This window comes from Bifidobacterium sp. UBA4282, assembly GCF_002394995.1.
Classification (GTDB): domain Bacteria; phylum Actinomycetota; class Actinomycetes; order Actinomycetales; family Bifidobacteriaceae; genus Bifidobacterium; species Bifidobacterium pullorum_B.
This window is the reverse complement of sequence record NZ_DGVO01000054.1, coordinates 1-21,410: the sequence shown is the minus strand read 5'-3', so window position 1 is coordinate 21,410 and position 21,410 is coordinate 1. Positions and strand designations below refer to the sequence as shown.

Genomic DNA, 21,410 nt, shown 5'->3' with positions numbered 1-21,410 from the left:
TGCGTACTATGATGACGTAGGAATGGAGGTGCGGCATGGCGACTGTCGAGATCGAACAGCGATGGATTGACAAGTTCCAGGACAATCTGGGAATCATCCGCAAGGTCGCCGGCTGGACCACCCAGGAACTTGCCGATGAGATCGGTGTGGCCCGTCAGACTGTCTCCAATCTTGAAACCGGCAAAACCCCGATGACCAAACTGCAGTATCTTGCGCTGCGCACGGTGTTCAACGCGGAAATCGCCCGCTGCAAGAACCTCGATCTCGCCAAGGTGATCAAGACCCTGGTGGACGATCCCATCGGTTACGACGTCGAGATTCCCGCTGCCGCGTTCGCCGATCCCTCCGATGCGGCTGTTTCCTGCCCGTCTCGAAACGAGGAGGCGGTTGGCAATGCATCGGCGGCTTCCCGGAAGAACGGGACGACGAAGCGTCCGTTGAGCGCCGCCATGCAGGCACTTGCCGTCATCACCGCCGTATTGGCGAGCGGAACGGTGGCGGGTGCCCTGACATATCTTCTGTTTCCGGACGGGAACGTCAAAGACTGATTCCGCGTGGCGTGTTTTCCCCATGGGTGATGGGCGCGGATGGTTACGGCACATTCGCAGTGTACGTACCGAATCGTCATTGGCGCCGTACTCCGCATGATGTGCATCGGCTCTCATTGCCGTTCTCCGCTGTGTCTCATCAACAGTATGACAAGACATGACGCGAGAAGTCCCGAGAGCGTGACTGCGAAACCAACGGCAATGGCGAATCTGCAGCGCTTGCTCATGGCTTCCCTCCTCGTGCGGTTTCGGTATTCACGTCTTCGTCCAGTGTATGTTGTTGTGAAAATGTACGCAAATTAGCATTATGTATGTATGTTGGTGGATATGGATCATGGATTGTATGACGTGGCGCTGTTACTTAATTATCGGCGACACGGAATCGCGGGAATCAGTTCACAACTGAATCGGCGGATATGCTGATCAGAGAACCGACTGCGCGAAATGCGCGGGTTGCAGGACGGTCCGGGACCATAGGGAAGGGAACATGACTCAGGAGCATCTGACCGAGGAACTGCTGCATCGATTGCTGTCCAGCTCGAACGTCAAGACCTATCTCGATGCGGAACACCTCGACGGACGTTCCTTCAGCGAGTATCTATGGGTCTTGCTGAACGAACGGCGGATGAAACGTTCGACTCTCGCCCGCGAATCGGGTCTGAACCCCACCGTCGTCTATGACATCTTCTCCGGCAAGAGCCGCCCCGGCCGCGACCACGCCATCATGCTCTCCATCGGTCTGAACTGCGACCTGCGCGAAACCCAACGCCTCCTCCGTCTGGCCGGGGTTTCCGAACTCTGGTGCAAGCAACCCCGCGACGCCATCATCATCTGGTGCATCGAACACGGCTTCGACCTGGCCGCCACCGACGACGAATTGCAACGTCTGGGCGAGCGACCCCTCCTACAATCGAAGTGAGACGACATCGCGGCGGAGACCGCCCGCCCGGTGAGGGGCGTAGGCCCGTGCCGCAAGCGGATGACAACGCTGCGCAGGCGATACGTAAAGGAGAATCATGGACGACACCCGGACCATGCACGCGATGGGCATCGACGACGCCTACCACGTCGAACAGGTCCTGGCCCGCGGCCCACGCGGCGTCACCGAACTGGTCACCATCGACGGCGTCGGCCCATTCGTCCGCAAGAAGATCCCAACCGTGCTGGCCCAGCGTGGCGTTTGGTCGGCCCTGGGCGGCAGCACCTGCCCACGACTCCCCCGCGTCGAGGCCACGTACGAACTGCCCGATTGCGTGGCCGTCGTCCTCGACTACGTGCCCGGCCCCACCCTGGAACAGGTCGTCGCCGAGCGAGGCCGGCTGCAGCAGAGCGAGGCCGTCAACCTCGCGCAGCAGATCTGCGAGGCCGTTCAGGAACTGCATCGGCTCGGCGTCCTCCATCGCGATCTGACCCCGGCGAATATCATCGTCGCGGATGACGGCGCCCATATCATCGACCTCGGCATAGCCCGCCCCCTGACTGACACGGCCAACCGGAACCGCGACACCACCGCCCTCGGCACCTACGGGTTCGCCTCCCCCGAACAGTACGGGTTTGCGCCCACCGACATCCGCTCCGACATCTACTCGCTCGGACGCATCCTTGGATTCATGCTGACCGGCGTGTACCCGGACGACACCAGATACACGCCGCTGCTGTCCGACGACCTGCACGTGACCCCGAGGCTGCGGGCGATTGTCGAGCGTGCCACGGCATTCGAACCCAGCGCACGGTACCAGAACGTGACGCAGTTCGCCCAGGCGCTCACCTCGCCGACCGATCCCGTGGACTCCTACGTTCCCGCCTATGCCGTCCAACGGCCCGCGCCGAACGGGAATCCGCACCGTCGCACCGTCATCGCGATTGCGGTGGCTGTCATCGCCGTCATCGCCATCGTGGCGGCGGCCGTGCTGATTCCGCGCTGGATCGCGGGTGCCGGCTCAGATGGAGGCGCAACGAACGGAACGTTGCAGAACGCCGGATCCCGGCCCGACCCGTCAACGGATGACGACAGCGATCCCGTGGACTCCGGTACTGGCTCGTCCACGCGGGATTCCGCGGGCGACGGTGCCGCACATGGCAACGCGGAATACGGCAATCCGCTCGAACTGGTGGAAACCGGCTGGTCGGTGGATGAATCCGGCTACGTCCACTACGCGTTCGGCCTGAGGAACACCAGCGACAGCGTGTGCATACAATTCCCGTCCGTCGAGATCACCGGACGGAGCGAAGACGGTTCCGTGCTGTTCTCCCAGACCCAAGTGCTGATGTTCTCGTTCCCGGGTGAGACCACCTATTTCGGAGCTCAGGCCGGCAATGGCAACGGAACCATTCCCGCGACCGTCGACTTCACCGTTCTGGAACCCGAGGACTACAACTACGAGACTTCCAGTGAATCCGCATCTTTCAAGTCCGCCAATCTGCATGCTGCATCCGACGGATATGGCGGCGAGATCTTCTCGGGTGAGATATCCGTCGCGAAGGATTCGGCACATGTGCGGGAGCAGTCGAGCCAATTGAACGTGTCGTTGGTATTGCGCGACGATGCGGGTGCCATCATCTACGGATTCGACACGTACGTGGACTGGCCGCCGGAAGGCGGTTCGCGCCCGTTCTCGATGGACGTGTTCGACCCGCCGGCATACGACTCCTTCGAGGTGTACGCGCAGCCGTGGTGATGGCCATGGTTGCGCATCAGTACCCGTGCGCGTGCAGGTAGTCGTCGTCGAAGCCGAAGTAGTGGCCGATCTCGTGCAGCACGGTTTTGCGGATCTGCCCCACCAGCTGCGCCCGCGAGCCGCAGACCCGCTCATGCGGACCCTTGAAGATCGTGATGATGTCCGGCAGAACGCCGCTGTAGCCGGTGGTGCGCTGCGGCAGCGGCACGCCCTGATACAAGCCAAGGAGTTCGCCGCGCGGGTCGGCCATGGTGCCGCGCTCGCGGTCCGTCGGTTCGTCGGCCACGGTGATGGCGATGTTGTGCAGCACCGCCTTGAACCGCTCCGGTACGCCGTCCAGCGCCTCGGCGACCGCGGCGTCGAACTCGTCGTCGCTGATCCGCATGCCGGTCACCGTCCGTTTGGGTAGATCACGACCTTGCAGCTGGCACCCGAGCGCAGCGCGGCCAGCGCCTCGCCGAAATCGTCGATGTCGAAGCGGTCGGTGATCAGCCGGCGCAGGTCCACCACGCCGGCGGCCAGCATGCGCGCCGTCGTCTCGAAGGTGAAGTGGCCGATGAACGTCCCGTGGATCGTCACGCCCCGCATCGCCAGATCCGCCTGGTCGATGGTCTGCCGGCTGTGCGCGTTCAGGCCGAAGGCGATCACGTCGCCGCCCTTGCGCACGCAGTCCAGCGCCTGCGGCAGCAGACAGCCGACCACGTCGATCGCCGCGTCCACGCCGATGCCGTCGGTCGCGTTCCGGCAGGCGGCGGCAGGATCGCTCCCCCGGTCGCACAGGATGTCCGCGCCCAGCTCCTTGGCCATCGCCAACCGTTCTGCGGACAGGTCGCTGGCCACGATGTGCGCCGCGCCCGACGCCTTGAGCAACGCCACGAACATCAGCCCGATCGGCCCGCACCCCAACACCGCATACGACTTGCCCGGCCGCAGGTCCAGCTTCTGCAGCGCGCCCATCGCGCAGTTGACCGGCTCGGTCAGCACCGCCGTGTCCACCGGGGTCCCCGCCGGCAGTCTGATCGCCTGCGACTGCGGCATGACCTGGTACTGGCACATGAACCCGTCGATGTCCTCGCCCATCGACCGCAGCGACGCGCATTCGTTGTATTGCCCGCCGTGGCACATCGTGCAATGCCCGCAGGGCAGATTGTTGTCGCCCACCACCATGTCACCGGGCTGGAACGCGTCCACGGCGTCGCCCACGGCCACCACTTCGGCCACCATCTCATGCCCGATGATCACGCCGGGCGTGGCGTGCGCGCCGGGCGGGTCGAGCAGGATCTGGTTGTCCGTGCCGCAGATGCCGCAGGCCAGCACCTTGACCAGCAGGTCGGTCGGACCGGTCAGCCGCGGCGTCGGCACCTGCCTGACCACCCAATGCCCGACCCGTTCGAACACCACCGCTGTCATCGTTGCCGGAATATCCATCGTCATGCTTGCTCCTTCGCCGTTGCTCGCACCATCTACTCTACGGGTATTCGGCATGTGGCGTGCGCCGGCGTGCGTCGGCGTGCGTCGGGGGCGTCGACGGGTGCCGGCGGGCGCGGCGCCTCACGGTGCGTCGATACCGGTGCGGCCGGAGTAAAGTGGTGTTCAACCGATACGGATGTGAAAGGGGACGTGCATGGTACCGGATCAGGATGCGGATCGCCGCGAAACATTGCTTCACTCGGCGTATGACGCCGCCACGGTACGCGCTCTGGAACGCCCCCTGCTGGATGACGGCGTGCCGCTGATGCGCATGGCCGCGGGCGCGGTGGCCGAGATCGCGGCCCGCCTGCTCGACGACGAGGGCATCGACCTGTCCGAGGCGCGCGTCGTGGTGCTCGCCGGCGCCGGGGACAACGGCGGCGACGGCCTGTACGCGGCGGCCCGTCTGGCCGAGGCCGGTGCCTCCGTGACCGCGGTCGCGGTCGGCAGGTCGCTGCACGAGTCCGCGTTCGCCGCGATGGTGCGCGCCGGCGGCAAGGTGCTGGTGCTGGATCCCCGCGCCCGGATTCCCGGCTGCGCGAGCGACTTCTCCGCCGGCGAGGCGGGAGAACGGTTCGAGACGGCGCTGTCGATCATCTCCCGTGCGCATGTGCTGATCGACGCGATGACCGGCATCGGCGTCGAAGGCGGCCTGCGCGGCATTCCGGCGGCCATCGCCTCCTCGATGGGCCTGGACGGTGCGGTGCCCGAACGCCCCGCCGCGCCGGAATACGAGCGTACACGCCGATTCCCGATGGTGGTGGCCGTCGACGCCCCTTCCGGCGTGGGGATCGACGACGGCACGCTGCCCGGCGCATACATCCCGGCCGACGCGACCGTGACGTTCGGCGCGATGAAGCCCTGTGCGATGATGCCTCCTGCCTGCTACGCGCAGGGACGGCTGACATTGGTGGACTTCGGGTTCGACGTGGACGACGCCGAACCCGCGGTGGAGATGGTCGATGACGAGACCGCCGGCGAACTGGTCCGGTTGCCGCGACCGACCGATTCGAAGTACTCGCGCGGCGTGGTCGGGCTGGTGACCGGTTCCGCGCGCTACCCCGGCGCCGCGGTGCTCACTGTTAAGGGGGCCTCACGTGCGAATGTGGGTATGGTGCGGTATCTGGGCCCGCAGCGGGCGCAGGACATGGTGTTGGCCGCCCGTCCCGAAGCGGTGCTGGGCAAGGGGCATGTGCAGTCCTGGGTCGTCGGCTCCGGCGTGCCCGGTGTGGAGGACGATCCGGACGGCGACGACATCCAGCGCGAGACGATCGGCCGTCTGCTACGCCACTACGATGCCGGCGAGCCGGATGCGCCGAACGGCGTGGAGCCGGAGAGCGACGCGTATGACATGCCGCCGATTGTGGTCGATGCGGGCGCGCTCGATCTGCTGCCTAACCGTGTGCCGCCGCAGGTGCTGATTACGCCGCACGCCGCCGAGCTGGCGCGACTGCTGCAACGCCTGGGCGAGGACGTCGACGTGGATGATGTGCTGGCCGAACCGTGGCGTTGCGCGCGCCGCGCGCACGCGCTGACCGGCGCGACGGTGCTGCTCAAGGGGGCTGTGACGATCCTGGTCGGTGAGGAGGACGGCGAGGAGCGGACCATATTGTCCGGCGCCGCGCCCGCATGGCTGTCGACCGCCGGCGCGGGCGACGTGCTGGCGGGCATGCTGGGCGCGCTGCTGGCCCAGAACACCCCCGACACCCCCCATACCGACACCTCGACGGTTGAGATCGCTGCGGTCGGCGCATACCTGCACGGTCTCGCCGCCGGGCTCGCGGCCGACTGTGAACAGCGCGGCTGGTCGGCACCGGCGGTGTACGGGCAGCATCACGCGGAGCCGGCACCCGCGCCCGGACACCCCATCATCGCCTCCGATATCGTGGCGGCCATCCCACGGGTGTTCGAGGAGGTTATCCAGTAGTCGCCGGTAGACTGGGCGGTATGAGCGAACAGACCCCTATCACCGATGTCGTCTTCGATTTCTGCGGCGTGCTGCTGGACTGGCAGACGCGCGCCTGTCTGGAGGGCATCCTGCCGCAGGTGTTCGTGGACCGGATCTGCGCCGACGATGACCCTTGTGGGTTCTTCCATTATGAGGACCGGATGGACGCCGGCGAGGATTTTGCGGACATCTATCCCGATGTGGTTCGCGAGCACGGCAAGGAGGTGGCGCAGGTGTTCCGGTACTACATCGAGCACTACGGGGATGCGCTCCCCCGCATGCTGCCGGGGATGGAGCAGCTGCTGGGCGACCTGAACGCCGCCGGATACCGGGTGTGGGGGCTGACCAATTGGTCGCATGAGACGTTCCACATCGCCTTCGAGAAGTATCCGCAGCTGGAACGGCTGCTGCGCGGCACGGTGGTGTCCGGCGTGGAGAAGATGCACAAACCGAACGCCGACATCTACCAGCTGGCCGAGCAACGGTTCGGATTGACGCCGGCCGGCACCGTGTTCTTCGACGACACCGCCAGGAACGTGGCGGGCGCGCAGGCCGTGGGCTGGCACGCCTTCCGGTTCTCCGACGCCGAACAGGCGCGTGCCGACCTGCGTTCGTTGGGTTGCGCACTATGACGCTGCTGCAACTGAAGTACATCGTCAAGATCGTCGAATGCGGGTCCATGAACGAGGCCTCGCATGAGCTGTACGTCTCACAGCCCGCGCTGAGCGCGTCGGTGCGCGAACTGGAGAAGGAGCTGGGCATCGAGATCTTCACCCGCTCCTCCCAAGGCATTGCGCTGACCGTGGACGGCGCCGAATTCCTGACCTACGCCCGCCAGGTGCTCGACCAGGCGGCGCTGCTCGAGGAACGGTACAAGAACGCCAAGCCGCGCAAGCAGCTGTGCTCGGTGGCCACGCAGCATTACATGTTCGCCGTGGAGGCGTTCGTGGAGATGATCAACGCCACGCAGTCGGACGAGTACGAATTCACGATCCGCGAGACGCGCACCCGGGACATCATCAACCAGGTGGCGAACCTGCAGTCGGAGATCGGCATCCTGTACCTGTCGGAATTCAACCGGCAGGTCATCGGCAAGCTGCTGCGCGAGAAGCACCTGGAATTCCACCCGTTGTTCCTCTCCGGACTGCAGGTGTTCATCTCGCGCGATAATCCGCTCGCCGGGCGGGACAGGGTGACGATGAAGGACCTGGAACCCTATCCGTTCATCCAGTTCGAGCAGGGCGAGGAGGGCAGCTTCTTCTTCGCCGAGGAGGCGGTCTGGCCGGAGAACTCCCCCAAGCAGATCAATGTGACCGACCGGGCCACGATCCTCAACTTCATCATCGGTCTGAACGGCTACACGGTGTGCACCGGCATCGACAACGGCGACCTCAACAACGAGAAGATCGTCACCGTGCCGCTGGACTCGGACGAGACGATGACGGTCGGCTGGATCTCCAACGAGCGTGCGCGCCTGTCTGCCGCGGCCGAGACCTATCTGGACCGGCTGCGCGAGGTCATCGCCAAGCACGGCTACGAACCCATCGGATAACGCCTTCCCGGACCGGACGGGGTACGGTCGCCACTGTTATTGACATGTGTATAACAGTGTGCAAACTGTTATATCAAATTATATAACAGTGGTCGATGGCCGGAAAGCCGCCATTCAGGCCGCTGCCGAACTCGCCGGTTCCGTAATTACCCGCCCACTGAACGAAGAACCCGCCCACTGAATAATCGGCGTTGGTGATTCACCTGACTGCACTTCGAACAGACCCTGAACTCGGCGATGTCCCGCCTCCGGTCGCGCATGTCGGCCACGCGGCCTTTGGCGAGCGGGATGGTGGACTGCGCCGGGCCGCGGATGGATCACAGTCCGGGGATCTGGCCGTAGACGTAGCGCGCGTCATCCGCATCTGCCTGCGACGTCTCGTGATCGCCCGGTACCCCGGCCGTCACCAGCACATAGGTCCTGCCGCCGAACCGAGCGGCGGTGGCCAGACACAGGCCGGCCTCGGGCGTGTATCCGGTTTTTCCGGCCACGATCCACCCGCCGGCGACGAACGGCGTGCCCAGTTCCTCGAACACGGTGCTGTCGACGGTCAGGTCCCCGTCGTGCAGGCTGGCGCTGGACATCGTATGCGACGGGGAGCCTGCGATGGTGCGGAAGGTGCCGTTGCGCATCGCATGGGCGAACAGCGTGGTCATATCCCGCGCGGTCGAGTAATGGTCGGCGTCATGCAGCCCGGTCGGGTTCGTGAAATGCGGGTGGTCATATCGGGATGCGCTCATCTCAAGCCTCTTTCCTCCAGGTGGTTGGTTCGCACCTCACGCTAGAGGAATCGCGCCTGCCGAGGGCCCCGGGATGATGAGCGTTCGATTAAGGAACGATGAAGGCCGTCGTTCCCGCCGTCTTAGGACGTGACGGGCAGCGTCACCGTGAACGTGGTGACGCCGTCGGCGCTGGAGGCCGCGATCGAGCCGCCGTGCGCCTCGGTGATCTGCCGGGCGATGGACAGGCCGAGGCCCGCGCCGCCGTCGGCGCTGCTGCGGGACGAATCGAGACGGTAGAACTTGTCGAACAGCATGTCGAGCTTGCGCGCGGGGATGGTGCGGCCATGATCGCTGATCGCGATGCGGGCGGTCGCCTCGTCCGCCGTTCCCTTGATCGTGATGACGCTGCCGCGCTCGCTGTAGGCGATGGCGTTCTTCATCAGATTGTTGAACACGCGGGCCAGTTTCTCCGCATCGGCCGTAATGGTCAGGGCGTCGGGCATATCCAGCCGCACGGTGTTGCCGTGCGCCTCAAGCTGCGGGTGGAACTCCTCGACCATCTGCACTATGAGCAGGCTCACATCCACCGAGCCGACCTCCAACGGCACGTTCGACAGATTGAACCGGGTGATGTCGAAGAACTCGTCGACCAGCGCGTCCAGGCGTTGGGCCTTATCCAGCGCGATATGCGTGTACCGGCGTCGCTGTTCCTCCGGCATGTCCTCCGCCTCGTCCAGCAGACTCAGATAGCCGACCACCGAGGTCATCGGCGTGCGGATGTCATGCGCGAGATACATGACCAGATCGTTCTTGCGCTGTTCGGCCATCCGCGCCTCGAACGCGCGGCGGTCCAGTCGCCGCCGCGCCTCGCCGAGCGCGACCGCCACATCGTCCAGCTCGTCGGGCAGTTCCGACATGTGCCCGTCATCCGCCAGCAGCTGGGCGATCCCATCGGTCAGCGTCGAGAAGATCCTCACCACATACGGCCTGACGATGAGCAGGTAGCCGAGGACGAACACCAGCACGAATACGACAACCGCCACCGCCGGCGCCAGATTGCGCATGCCCTGGATGATATATACCGCGGATTCCCAATCCACATACCACACGTCGGTCAGCCAGGTGGCGATCGCGTCGGCGTTCCACATCAGCCGCAGCAGCAGCACGGCCGCCAGACCCAGTCCCAGGGCACCCAGCATGCGCAGGGCCAGGATGAAGGCGAACCGGCCGCCGGCACCCCGCCGTCTGCGGTGCTCCGGCTTGGCGACGTCCGGAATCGGCGCGCCCCGGCCGTCCACGCTCACGGCACGGGTGCGCGGATCCACCGCCAGCCCGCGGTATTCATAGCGTTCCTCCTCGCGGCGGGTGCTGCCGTCGGAACGGTCGTAATGCGTGTAGCGGCGCAGCTGGGCGTTGACGCGGGCGACGAGCTCCAACGGACGGAACGGCTTGGTCACGTAGTCGTCGGCACCGAAGTTCAATCCGGTGATCTTGTCGACCTCGTCGTCGCGCGCCGTCAGCATGATGATCGGCCAGCGGTGGGTTTTGCGGATCTCGCGGCACAGATGGAAGCCGTTCATGTCGGGCAGCATGACGTCCAGCACGGCCAGGTCGATGGCGATATCGGGGTCGGCGACCGCTTCGAGCGCACCCGCCGCATCATAGCGGACTTGGGTCTGGTAGCCCTCGGCCTCAAGGTAGACGGCGACCAGATCGGCGATCTCCTTCTCGTCGTCCACGATCAGCACGGTCCCCTTGCCGCCGTCACCGCTCACGGCACCCTCCTTGCACTCGTTGCCGAACCTCACCGAGTGTAGCGCATCGCGCTCGGATGGGGACCGCCGGAGGGTGAAGAAAGGATTAAGAAATGGGCGTGGAGGCGCGACATTCGAACGAGAAAAGATCCAACCGAGCGTCAGCGGATGGCAATCAGCGTGCGGGAGCACCATGCTTGGAGAAGCGCGTAGAGCGTCTCGCCCACGATGTCATCGTTGCTGACGTTGGCCTTGCCGACGGACATGACGGCGTTGCTCGGCATGGCATGGCGGAGCAGCGTCCGCTCGTCCTCATCGGTGAGTTCCGTGAGCAGCTGCCGCTTGGTGGGAGTGAAGATTCCGGTTCGGACGGCGTGGACGATCTGCAGGGAGAAGAAGAACGCCTTCAAGAGTGGCTTGAGGGCATCCGTCCGTGCCGTTTCATCGAGGTCGCGCGTGGTCAGATAGGTGTGGTTGACCATGTGGTACAGGTTGGCGACGCTGACGCGGTTGCCCATGCGAATGTCATCCTCGTCATACTCCGGTAGCAGGGTGTGAAGATCGCCCAGCCAGACCTCGGTCCCATGCTCGAACTGATACAGTTCATACGCCGGCCAGGCCGCCAGCTCCGCCCGGCCGCAGGTGAAGCCGACCGCGCGCTCGCCATCGGGCAGCGAGCGCATCGCCGCATGAAATGCGTCCAGATCATCGATCGTCACCTGGTCGAGCACCACCAACAGATCGATATCGCTATCCGCCGTAGCCTCGCCGCGCAGATAACTCCCCTGCAATCCCAGGCAAAGCAGGCGCTCGCCGAATGCTGCCTTCAATGCCGCCATCGCCGCCGGCTTCCATGTCTTCAGATCGATCATCATTCTGTCCTTCCGCCAAAGCTCTCAGAATACAGTGCCGAGGCCTCCGTTGGCCTCGGCACTTGAGAACTAAGGAACGGCGTCAGGCGCCGTATTGCGCCAGGTAGGCGTCGGCGGCGGCCGCGATCTCGTCGGTCACGTACGGCGTGCCGTCGGCGGTCATGATGGACCGGCCGGCCTCGAAGATCTCGCGCACGTTGGCGATCGCCATGACCGGGAAGCCGAACTCCGCCTCGACGGCCTTGACCGCGGACAGGTCGGAGTCCTTGGTCTTCTCCATGCGGTCCACCGAGAGCACCAGGCCGACGATCTCCACGTCCGCCTCGGCCTTGAGCTTGGGCACGACCTCGCGCACGGCGGTGCCGGCGGTCATCACGTCGTCGACGAGCAGCACCTTCATGCCGTCAGTCAGCTGCGTGCCGACCATCATGCCGCCGTCGCCGTGGTCCTTCTTCTCCTTGCGGTCGAACGTGTACCCGACCTGCATGCCATGGCCGCCGGTCAACGCGATGGCGGTGGACACGGCCAGTGGGATGCCCTTGTACGCCGGGCCGAACACGGTGTCGATGTCGCCCGGCAGCGACACCGCCGCGATCTCGGCGGCGATTTTCTCGGCGTAGAACGCACCGAGCCGGGCGATCTTGCTACCGTCGTTGAATGCGCCGGCATTGATGAAATACGGGGACTTGCGGCCGGACTTCAGCGTGAAGTCGCCGAACTTGAGCGCCTGCGATTCCAGCAGGAAGCGGGTGAACCGCAGATCGAGCGATTCGGTCATAATATGCTCCTTTCGAGGTTGACGTGCTATCGCCAGGTCTGCCCGGCGGCGAGCTTGGCGGCGAGTTCGGGGCGCGAGTCGAGCAGGTCGTCGAGTTCGCGGGCCACGCGCATCGGCGCGGTCGGATCATAGAGCGCGGCGGCGCCCACCTCCACGGCGTTCGCGCCGGCGTACAGGAATTCGAGCGCCTTCTCGCCAGAGTCGATGCCGCCGATGCCAATGATCGGAATATCCGGCAGAGCCTGGCGCACGCGCCACACGCAGCCGAGGGCCACCGGGAACACGCACGGCCCGGAAACACCGCCGGTGCGGTTGGCGATGATCGGCTCGCCGGTGCGGATATCGATGCGCATGCCGACCAGCGTGTTGATCAGGCTCAGCGCGTCGGCGCCGGATTCCACGGCGGCGCGCGCGATGGCCGCGATATCGGTGACGTTCGGCGTGAGCTTGACGATCATCGGCTTGGAGGTGATCTTGCGCAGCCGGTCGATGAGCCGTGCGAGCCCCACCGGATCGGTGCCCACGCTCATGCCGCCGTGGCTGACGTTCGGGCAGCTCACGTTGATCTCCAGCATGTCGGCGGCCGAATCGGCGAGCTTGGCCACCACCTCGGCGTAGTCGTCGTCGCTGTGACCGGCCACGTTGGTGATGACGGTGGCGCCCATCTCCTTGAGCTTGGGCAGTTCGTCGACCAGATAGTGGTCCACGCCGGGGTTCTGCAAACCGACCGCGTTGACCATGCCACCCGGGCATTCCGCGGTGCGCGGGCCGGGATTGCCCTCCCACGGCACCGGCGAGACGCCCTTGGTGCAGATCGCGCCCATCTGGGCCACGTCGTAGAACCAGCGGCAGGCGGCGAGCTGGAACGTGCCGGAGGCGGTGCCGACCGGGTTCTTCCATTCCACGCCGGCGACCACGGTCTTGTGCTTCCATTCGTGCGGCTCGTAGACGTTGATGTGCGAATCGTTCATCTGCTGCTCCGTGGTCGTTGTGGTCGTCGTCTCGTCCATCGTCACGCCTCCCATCCCAGCTGCTGCGCGGTGAACACCGGGCCGTCCGAACACACCTTCTTGCGGCCGTCCACCGTGTCGACCACGCAGACCACGCAGGTGCCGTACCCGCAGCCCATGCGCTGCTCCATGCTCGCCTGGGTGTCGATGCCGCGCCTAGACGCCCACAGCGCCACGGCCTTCATCATCGGCGTCGGCCCGCAGGTCAGGAACACGGTCTTGAGCCCGTCCTCGCGCGGCGCGGTCAGCTGGGCCTCCATGCGGTCGAGCAGCGTGACCACGTTGCCCTCGGTCTCGTCGATGCTGCGCGTGTCCACGTACCGGGAGACGAACTCGTCGGCGAAATGCGCGTCGCGATAGCCGAACACGGCGGTGACCGCGCAGTCGCTACGCTCCGCGAGCCGCTGCGCCGCGTAGATGAGCGGCGGCACGCCGAGACCGCCGCCGACGAGCACGTAGTGGGCCGGCTCCTTGACCTTGAAGGAGCCGCCGAGCGGTCCGAGCACGTCGATCGTGTCCCCGGCGCGCATCGCGGCGAATTCGGCGGTGCCGGCGCCCACGACGGCGAATATCAGCGAGACCAGGTCGCCGCTGACCTCGCTGACGCCGAACGGGCGCGGCAGCAGCTTCATCGGGTCGTGCGAGAACAGATTGACGAACTGCGCCGGCTTGGCATGCGCGGCGATGTACGGGTCGCGGAACGTGAACCGTACGACGCCGGGCGTCAGTTCCGTCACTTCGGTGACCTCGACCGTGTGGCGGCCGGGGAAGTAGCCCGCGGCGGTCGCCTCGGCGACGGTCGGCAGGAACGTTGCGCTGGACACGGGGACTCCTTGTCTGTGTTGCTGTGGTTTCCTTTGTGCTGGGGATTTCCTGATGGTTGGGCGTCGGGTATCGGTTACGGCATGACGGCGCGCAGGTCGTCGCGCATGGCGATGGCGGCGTCGCGTGCGGCGTCGGCCACCAGTCCGAGCGCGGACTCGGCGCTCATCGTCTCGCTGTAGGCGCCGGTCTTCCTCCACGCGCCGATGATGCCGCGCGAGGAGTTGACGATCGCGCCGGAACCGGCGTCGTCGAACATGCCGGCCACGTCGCGGGCGGTGCCGCCCTGTGCGCCGTATCCGGGCACGAGGAAGAACGTGTGCGGCATGCGTGCGCGCAGCGCGCGTCCCTCCTCGGGGTGCGTGGCGCCGACGACCGCGCCGACGCGCGAATAGCGGTGCCGTCCGACGGTGTCCGTGCCCCAGCGCTCCACCAGATCGGCCACATGCTCGTACACGCGGCCGCCGTCGGCCAGTTCGAGTTCCTGGATCTCGCTGCTGGAGGGGTTGGAGGTGCGCACGAGCGCGAAGATGTCCTTGTCGGCGGCGGTGGCGGCCTCGACGAACGGGGTGATGCCGTCGGTGCCGAGGTACGGATTCACGGTCACCGCATCCTCATGCCACGGGTCGTACGGGCCGCTCTCCCCCGCGCCGAACGCCACACCGCCCAAGTGCCCGGCGTAGGCGGCCGCGGTGGAGCCGATGTCGCCGCGCTTGATGTCGCCGATCACGTACAGGCCATGCGATTGCGCGTATTCGCAGGTCATCGTGTACGCGTCCACACCGGCCGGGCCGAGCGCCTCATACATGGCGATCTGCGGCTTGACGGCGGGCACGATGTCGGCGATCGCGTCGATGATCGCCCGGTTGTATTCGAAGTAGGCGACGGCGAGCTGCGCGGCCGGACGGTCGGCGGCATCCTCCACCTCGTCGGCGATCTCGTCGGCGAAGCTGGCGACGACCTGCGCCGGCACCAGCGCCTCGGTCGGATCCAGGCCGACGACGCTGGGGTTCTGCGTGGCTGCGATGGCCTCGATAAGTCGATCCATGGCGGTTCCTTCCGGTTAGAGTCTGCTGAAGACGAGCTTCGAGCCGATGACGGTGGCCAGCGGCATGCCGGTCACCTGCCACCCGCCGAACGGGGTGTTGCGCGCCTTGGAATGGAATCGTTCCGGTTCCACGGTCCAGGAGCGATCGGTGTCCAGGATCACCAGGTTCACCGATTCGGGGTGCTCCACGGCGCCCAGGTCCAGCGTGCGCTTGGTGGCGCAGGCGCTGGAGGTGTTGAGCAGGCCGGCCACGTCGGTGGGCGTGTGGCCCATCAGGTGCATCGGCGCGGTGGCCATCAGCTCGATGAGCCGCTGCTCGGAGATGATGCCGCCGTCCACCAGCACCTTGTGGCAGACGCCGTAGGCGCATTCCAGGCCGATGATGCCGTTGGGCGCGGCCTCCAATCCGGCGTTCTTCTCCTCCATCGTGTGGGGGGCGTGGTCGGTGGCGATCAGGTCCACGGTGCCGTCGGCGATGGCCGCGTGCACGGCCTGGCGGTCGGCGGCCGAGCGCAGCGGCGGGTTCATCTTGGCCAGCGGGCCGTACTCCAGGATCGCCTCGTCAGTCAGCGCGATGTAATGCGGCGCGGTCTCGCAGGTGATCGGCAGTCCTTCGGCCTTGGCCTTGCGGATCGCCTCGAACGAACCGGCGGTGCTGACGTGCTGGAAGTGCACGTGCGCGCCGGTGCGGCGGGCGGCCTCGATGTCGCGCGCCACGATCCGCAGCTCGGTGTCCTCCGGGATGCCGGGCAGCCCGAGCTGGCGGGAGACCGGCCCCTCGTTGATGAAGCCGGTGTCGTGGTGCTCGCAGTGCTCGATCAGGTACAGCCCAGCCTCCTTGATGCGGGTGAGCACCTCGTCCAGGATCGCGTCGGGCACGGCAGAGCCGTCGTCGCTGACCGCGGTGACCGGGTGGCTGAGCTGCGCGGCGTCCTTCTCACCCGTATGGCGGCCGGGCATGTACCACGCGATGTCGGCCAGCTCGGTCGGCTCCTTGCCGGCGCGGCCCTTGGACGCGCACACGCACAGGTCGTATGCCACCGGCAACGTGACGCCGTGGTCGGCCTCGTAGTGCTGCAGGAAGTCGATGACGTTGTCGTGTCCGGCGGCCAGCACCTCGTCGGCGCCGGGCTGGCCCGCAACGACCTTCTCGCCGTCCATCGCGGGCACGGTGTTCGGCATGATGAGCACGTTCGTGTATCCGCCGGAGGCCGCGGCCGCACAGCCGGAGACCATCGTCTCCTTGGCGGTCTGGCCGGGGTCGCGGAAGTGGACGTGCGGATCGGCCAGACCCGGGGCGACGGTCAGACCGGTCGCATCGATGTGCACGTCGCCGTCCGCGACCTGCGTGGCGGCGGGCGGGAACGGTCTGTCGGCGTCGGTGAGCAGGTCGGCGGCGGTGCCGGGGATGACTAGGTCGATGACCTCGCCGGTATCCCACACCTTGACGTCATGCAGGGTGATCATGCTGTCTCGCTTTCGGTCGGGTTCAGAGCTTGGCTTCCTCGTCGCAGTAGTCGCAGCGGTATTCCTGCCGCTGCGAGTGCGCGAGGTGGAACATCTGGTCGATGCCGCGCTCGGTGGTGGTCACGCAGCGCGGGTTCACGCAGGTGATGACGTTGACGACGCGCTCGGGCAGGTGCGGCTGGACCTTCTCCACGATGCGGCCGCCGCGGACGATGTCGACGGTGGCCTGCCGCGCGACGAGCCCGAGCACGTCCAGGTCGATGCCCTCCACGTTCTCGATCTTGATGATGTCCTTGGTGCCGTAGCGCGGGCTGTCGGTGTTCATGATGAGCGCGAGCCGCGTCTTGGACGGGTCGATCTTCAGATACTGGAGCACCTTCAGCGCCGTGCCGGCGGGCACGTGGTCGATGATGATGCCGTCCTGGATGCTGGTGACCTCCATCAGGCCTGCACCTCCTTGGGTTCGAGCGGAACGTATCCGGGTAGTTCGTCGCCGATGACGGAGCTTTCGAGCGCCATACGCATCAGCATGCCGTTCTTGACCTGTTCGAAGTAGGCGGCGCGCGGGTCGTCATCCACCTCGACGGCGATCTCGTTGACGCGCGGCAGCGGGTGCAGCACCGCCATATGCGGCTGCGCCAGGCTCAGCTTGGCCTCGTCCAGGATGTAGGTGTCGCGCAGGCGCAGGTAGTCGTCCTCGTTGAAGAAGCGCTCCTTCTGCACACGCGTCATGTACAGCACGTCCAGGTCGCCGATCACCGAGACCAGGTCGCGCACCTCCACGTACGAGCAGGACGGCGTGGCGTTGATGCGGTCGATGACGTACTGCGGGGTCTTGAGCTCGTCCGGGCTGATCAGCACGAAGCGTACGTTGCCGAACCGGCACAGCGTCTCGATCAGCGAGTGCACGGTGCGTCCGAAGGTCAGGTCGCCGCACAGGCCGACGGTCAGGTCGGTGATGCGGCCGAAGCGCGACTGCAGGGTGGCCAGGTCGGCCAGGGTCTGCGTGGGGTGCATGTGGCCGCCATCGCCCGCGTTGATGACGGGGACCGAGGCGGCGCGGGAGGCGACGAGCGCCGCGCCCTCCTTCGGGTGGCGGATGGCGATGGCGTCGACGTAGTTGGACACGGTTTTGATGGTGTCGGCGATCGACTCGCCCTTGGTCACCGAGGCCAGCTGCGCGCCGGCGAAGCCGATGACCTTGCCGCCCAGGCGCAGCATGGCCGTCTCGAAGCTCAGGCGGGTGCGGGTGCTGGGCTCGTAGAACAGGGTGGCCAGCACACGGCCGTCGCAGGTGTGCGAGACCTCGCGGCGATGCGCGTCGATGTATGCGGCCTTGTGCAGGAGTTCGAGAATCTGGTGACGGGACAGATCGTCAAGCGTCACGACGCTCTTGCCAACGAATGGGGTTTCCGACGGTGGGACTTCAGTAGACAACGGCTCACCTTTCGTTTCGTCCAGGTGGCCACGTGTTGTGACCTATCCGACTATAGACCGGATTCGGGACGCTCCCGTTCACCGCGTGTTCACCTCGTCGGCCGTATCGTCCAGACCGTAGAACAGGCGTTCCATGATGTCCCGGCAGCGGCGCATCGCGCCGAGCAGATCGTTCTCGAACACCTGTCCGCGGTGCGCGTCGTATCCGAGGTAGACGGCGATGCCGCCCAGCGAATACATGTCGTCGGGCAGGATGTCCGCCTGGTTGGCGCGGCCGTTCCACAGGTAGTTGCCGTTGCGCGCCGCCGTGCACAGCCGCCACGTGTCGCGCAGCTGCGCGGCGTCGCCGCCGTCGATCAGCCCCAGCCGTTCGAGCTCGGTCAGTGCGCCGAGCGTGGAGTTCACGCGCAGCCCCTCATGCTCCCCCGCATGTTCGAGCTGCAGCAGCTGCACGGTCCACTCCACGTCGGACAACCCGCCCTTGCCGAGCTTCAGATGCCGTTCGCGCCGCACGCCGCGCGGCAGGCGTTCGGATTCCATGCGGGCCTTGAGCTTGCGGATCTCGGCGATCTGCGCCTGTGAGACCGGATGGTCCGGGTAACGCAGCGGATCGGCCAGGTTCTTGAGGAAGTCCTCGCTCAGCGTGCGGTCGCCCGCGGCGCGGCGGGCGCGCAGCAGCGCCTGATGCTCCCAGGTGCTGGCCCACGACCCGTAGTATTCCTTGCAGGAGGCGTAGGAGCGGACCAGCGGTCCGTTCTTGCCCTCCGGGCGCAGGTCCAGATCCAGTTCGATCTTCTGCTCCAACGACACCGGTCCCTGCAGGATCGCGCGCAGGTCGTCGGCCACCTTGCGGGCGAAGCGGTTGGCGGTCGCCTCGTCGGCCTCGCCTCTGGGCCGGTAGACGATCATCGCGTCCGCATCCGAGCTGAAGTTCACCTCCCGGCCGCCGTACCGGCCCATCGCAATCACCGAGATCGCGGCCGGCGGCTCGCCCAGGTCGAACACCTTGAGCTGGTTGCCGATCGCCCAATCCACCGCCGCGTCGATGATTGCGTCATACACGTCGGTCATGCCGCCTAGGCTGGCGTCGTCGTCGATGACGCCGTTCATCCACGCCAGGCCGATGCGCTCGATCTCATGGCGGCGCAGCGCGCGCACCGAATTGGCGAAATCGCGCATATCGTTGCGGTTGCGTTCCAGCGTGGACCGGCACTGCGTGTCCAGGCTCTCGCGCGTGCGCGGCGCGAGCCGATGGCTGTCGCCGAGCCAGGTGACCGATTCCACGGATTTGTTCAACGCGTCGCCCAGGAACCGGGAGTTGGACAGCACATGGCACAGCCGTTGCGCCGCGGACGGCGAATCGCGCAGGAAGCCCAGGTATTCGCTCTCCTCGCCGAAATGCTCCTCCAGTTTGCGCCAGTTGAGCAGGCCCATATCCGGGTTCTGGCCCTCCCCCAGCCATTGTAGGGCGGCCGGCAGGATGATGCGGTTGATCTTGGCGGCCCGCGAGACGCCGTAGGTCAGGGCCTCCACATGGCGTTGCGCCGCGTCCGGATCCTCGAAGCCGATCGAGGCGAAGCGGTCGCGCATCGCGCTGTCGGACAGGCGGACCTCCTCATCGTCCAATCGTGCGCTGATCGGCAGCATCGGCCGGTAGTAGATGTCCAGATGGAGCCGGCGCACCTCGCGGCGCGTCTCGTCGAATGCGGCGACGAGCTCCTCGGGGTGCATGCGGAAGGCGCGGGCGAGCCTGCGCAGCTCGCCGTTGCGGCTGAACTCGTCCACATTGGCCTCGCGATTGCGCTCCAGCCCGCCGACGCTGGCGGCCCCCAGATCCGGGAACAGGTGGGTGCGTTTCAGCGCCCACATCTGCTGACGGTGCTCCATCACGCGCTCGAAACGGTAGTCCCAGGACAGGCGCACGGCCTGCTTGCGGGAGACGTAGCCGCCGTCGGAGAGCGCCTGCAGCGATTCGAGCGTGGACCGGGTGCGCAGCGACTCGTCGGTGCGCCCGTGCACCAGCTGGAGCATCTGCACGGTGAACTCCACGTCGCGCAGCCCTCCGCGCCCAAGCTTGATCTCACGGTCCTTGAGCGGCGCGGGGATCAGATCCTCCACGCGCCGGCGCATCTGCTGGCAGTCGTTGACGAAGTTGTCCCGCTGGGACGCCTTCCACACGAACGGGCGGGTCATGTCCATATACGCCTGTCCGAGCTCCGGGTCGCCCGCCGCCGGGCGGGCCTTGAGCAGCGCCTGGAACTCCCAGTTCTCCGCCCACTGCTCATAGTAGGTCTGATGGGAATCCAGACGGCGCACCAGCGGGCCGTCCTTGCCTTCGGGGCGCAGGCCGCCGTCGATCTGCCAGAGCGCCGGTTCGGTCACGCCCATGACCACGGCCTGGCAGACGCGCTGCAATGTGGTGGCCATCTTGGTGCCGATGCGGGTGAGCGTCATGCCGTCGGCGCCGTCGGCCGGCTCGACCACGTAGATCAGGTCCACGTCGGAAACGTAGTTGAGCTCCTGCGCGCCCAGCTTGCCCATGCCGATGATGGCGAAGCGGCAACGCTCGCTGCCGGCCACCTCATGTCGGGCTATGGCCAGCGCCCCTTCGAGCGCCGCGTCGGCCAGGTCCGCAAGCATGCGGCTGATGCGCGGCTGCTCGCTGATCGGGTCGGCCGCGGTCATGTCCTCGGCCATGATGGTGGCCAGCTGCTTGTAGTATGCGGCGCGCAGCCCCGTGGTGGCCTGCGCCAGATCCAGCGTGGCGGTGGGGGCCGTTGCATCCGCGGGATCGGCTCCCACCGCGTTCAGGATATGCTCGCGGCGCCGGGCGCGGTCGAAGTCGCGGCTGCCGCAGCGATCGACCGCCACGGCCTCCACCAGATCCGGACGGGCGCGCATCATCTTGCCCATAGCATCCGAGGCCCCGAGCACCGACATCAGGCGCGCGAACGACGATTCGTCGGGCAGCGTGTCGCCCAGCCACCCGTCATGGTCGGCCTGCGTGTCCACGATCTGAACCAGATTGGTCAGCGCCGTGTCCGGGTCGCAGGTGCGTTCCAGCATGCGCAGCGTCAACGCCAGCTGATCCGCGGTCATGCCCCTGTCCGCCAACTGGCGGAACGACCCCCTGGCCTGATCGAGGTCCTGCAGCCCCGCATGGATGAGTTCCCTGACGCTGATGGTGAGATCCTGCCGTGCTTCCATATCTCCAATGTACATGCCGCGGCGCCGTCCTGCGTGGCCCTGACCGCGCGGCGGACCGGTCAGAACAGTCCCTGGACGTTCTGCCAGATGCGGCGGG

General features: G+C 66.3%; 19 protein-coding genes. 6 read left to right on the top strand and 13 right to left on the bottom strand.

Annotated features, from left to right (window positions below):
• Positions 1 to 35: 35 nt before the first annotated feature.
• The 3 genes from B4C31_RS08395 (at position 36) to B4C31_RS08385 (ending at position 3,226) form a co-directional block, all read left to right on the top strand.
• On the top strand, positions 36 to 548 hold the full coding sequence (locus tag B4C31_RS08395; protein ID WP_291532093.1) for a helix-turn-helix transcriptional regulator: 513 nt from the start codon (positions 36 to 38) through the stop codon (positions 546 to 548).
• A gap of 487 nt (positions 549 to 1,035) precedes the next feature.
• Complete coding sequence (locus tag B4C31_RS08390) at positions 1,036 to 1,467, top strand: helix-turn-helix domain-containing protein (protein ID WP_291532092.1); 432 nt, start codon at positions 1,036 to 1,038, stop codon at positions 1,465 to 1,467.
• A gap of 97 nt (positions 1,468 to 1,564) precedes the next feature.
• Positions 1,565 to 3,226 (top strand): serine/threonine-protein kinase, encoded by a 1,662-nt coding sequence (locus tag B4C31_RS08385; RefSeq protein WP_291532091.1) that lies wholly within the window; start codon positions 1,565 to 1,567, stop codon positions 3,224 to 3,226.
• Positions 3,227 to 3,242: 16 nt separating this feature from the next.
• On the opposite strand, the gene B4C31_RS08380 is transcribed toward B4C31_RS08385, so the two are convergent.
• Both B4C31_RS08380 and B4C31_RS08375 read right to left on the bottom strand, forming a co-directional pair.
• Complete coding sequence (locus tag B4C31_RS08380; RefSeq protein ID WP_129237329.1) at positions 3,243 to 3,611, bottom strand: metallopeptidase family protein; 369 nt, start codon at positions 3,609 to 3,611, stop codon at positions 3,243 to 3,245.
• 5 nt (positions 3,612 to 3,616) lie between these two features.
• Complete coding sequence (locus tag B4C31_RS08375) at positions 3,617 to 4,660, bottom strand: zinc-dependent alcohol dehydrogenase (protein ID WP_291532090.1); 1,044 nt, start codon at positions 4,658 to 4,660, stop codon at positions 3,617 to 3,619.
• Positions 4,661 to 4,850: 190 nt separating this feature from the next.
• On the opposite strand from B4C31_RS08375, the gene B4C31_RS08370 reads away from it, so the two are divergent.
• From B4C31_RS08370 to B4C31_RS08360, 3 genes are read left to right on the top strand one after another with little or no spacing between them, the layout of a single operon-like run.
• Entirely contained in the window at positions 4,851 to 6,623 is a 1,773-nt protein-coding gene (locus B4C31_RS08370) for a bifunctional ADP-dependent NAD(P)H-hydrate dehydratase/NAD(P)H-hydrate epimerase (protein ID WP_291532089.1), read from the top strand.
• A 20-nt stretch (positions 6,624 to 6,643) separates the two neighbouring features.
• Entirely contained in the window at positions 6,644 to 7,276 is a 633-nt protein-coding gene (locus B4C31_RS08365) for an HAD family hydrolase (RefSeq protein ID WP_291532088.1), read from the top strand.
• A complete protein-coding gene (locus tag B4C31_RS08360; protein WP_291532087.1) occupies positions 7,273 to 8,196 on the top strand; it encodes a LysR family transcriptional regulator in 924 nt (307 codons plus the stop codon). Before B4C31_RS08365 ends, B4C31_RS08360 begins: the two co-directional genes overlap by 4 nt.
• A 317-nt stretch (positions 8,197 to 8,513) precedes the next feature.
• On the opposite strand, the gene B4C31_RS08355 is transcribed toward B4C31_RS08360, so the two are convergent.
• The 11 genes from B4C31_RS08355 to B4C31_RS08300 all read right to left on the bottom strand — a co-directional run bounded on the left by B4C31_RS08355 (position 8,514) and on the right by B4C31_RS08300 (position 21,313).
• Complete coding sequence (locus B4C31_RS08355) at positions 8,514 to 8,936, bottom strand: hypothetical protein (protein ID WP_291532086.1); 423 nt, start codon at positions 8,934 to 8,936, stop codon at positions 8,514 to 8,516.
• A gap of 122 nt (positions 8,937 to 9,058) precedes the next feature.
• Entirely contained in the window at positions 9,059 to 10,693 is a 1,635-nt protein-coding gene (locus tag B4C31_RS08805; RefSeq protein ID WP_349679139.1) for a hybrid sensor histidine kinase/response regulator, read from the bottom strand.
• Between the two features lie 140 nt (positions 10,694 to 10,833).
• Complete coding sequence (locus B4C31_RS08340; protein ID WP_291532085.1) at positions 10,834 to 11,547, bottom strand: nucleotidyltransferase family protein; 714 nt, start codon at positions 11,545 to 11,547, stop codon at positions 10,834 to 10,836.
• 79 nt (positions 11,548 to 11,626) lie between these two features.
• Positions 11,627 to 12,322 (bottom strand): orotate phosphoribosyltransferase, encoded by a 696-nt coding sequence (gene pyrE / locus B4C31_RS08335; RefSeq protein WP_291532084.1) that lies wholly within the window; start codon positions 12,320 to 12,322, stop codon positions 11,627 to 11,629.
• A gap of 26 nt (positions 12,323 to 12,348) precedes the next feature.
• On the bottom strand, positions 12,349 to 13,293 hold the full coding sequence (locus B4C31_RS08330) for a dihydroorotate dehydrogenase (RefSeq protein ID WP_291532083.1): 945 nt from the start codon (positions 13,291 to 13,293) through the stop codon (positions 12,349 to 12,351).
• A 41-nt stretch (positions 13,294 to 13,334) separates the two neighbouring features.
• The gene (locus B4C31_RS08325; RefSeq protein WP_291532082.1) at positions 13,335 to 14,156 is read right to left on the bottom strand and encodes a dihydroorotate dehydrogenase electron transfer subunit; all 822 of its coding nucleotides are present in this window, start codon (positions 14,154 to 14,156) and stop codon (positions 13,335 to 13,337) included.
• A gap of 74 nt (positions 14,157 to 14,230) precedes the next feature.
• Positions 14,231 to 15,202 carry an orotidine-5'-phosphate decarboxylase gene (pyrF, locus tag B4C31_RS08320; RefSeq protein WP_291532081.1) on the bottom strand — a complete coding sequence of 324 codons (972 nt, stop codon included), beginning with the start codon at positions 15,200 to 15,202 and terminating at the stop codon, positions 14,231 to 14,233.
• Positions 15,203 to 15,217: 15 nt separating this feature from the next.
• Positions 15,218 to 16,669 carry a dihydroorotase gene (locus B4C31_RS08315; protein ID WP_291532080.1) on the bottom strand — a complete coding sequence of 484 codons (1,452 nt, stop codon included), beginning with the start codon at positions 16,667 to 16,669 and terminating at the stop codon, positions 15,218 to 15,220.
• Positions 16,670 to 16,691: 22 nt separating this feature from the next.
• Positions 16,692 to 17,111, bottom strand: a complete 420-nt coding sequence (locus B4C31_RS08310) for an aspartate carbamoyltransferase regulatory subunit (RefSeq protein WP_278711584.1) — start codon at positions 17,109 to 17,111, stop codon at positions 16,692 to 16,694.
• The gene (gene pyrB / locus B4C31_RS08305; protein ID WP_033505580.1) at positions 17,111 to 18,106 is read right to left on the bottom strand and encodes an aspartate carbamoyltransferase; all 996 of its coding nucleotides are present in this window, start codon (positions 18,104 to 18,106) and stop codon (positions 17,111 to 17,113) included. Before pyrB ends, B4C31_RS08310 begins: the two co-directional genes overlap by 1 nt.
• A gap of 78 nt (positions 18,107 to 18,184) precedes the next feature.
• A complete protein-coding gene (locus tag B4C31_RS08300) occupies positions 18,185 to 21,313 on the bottom strand; it encodes a bifunctional [glutamine synthetase] adenylyltransferase/[glutamine synthetase]-adenylyl-L-tyrosine phosphorylase (protein WP_291532079.1) in 3,129 nt (1,042 codons plus the stop codon).
• Positions 21,314 to 21,410 lie beyond the last annotated feature (97 nt).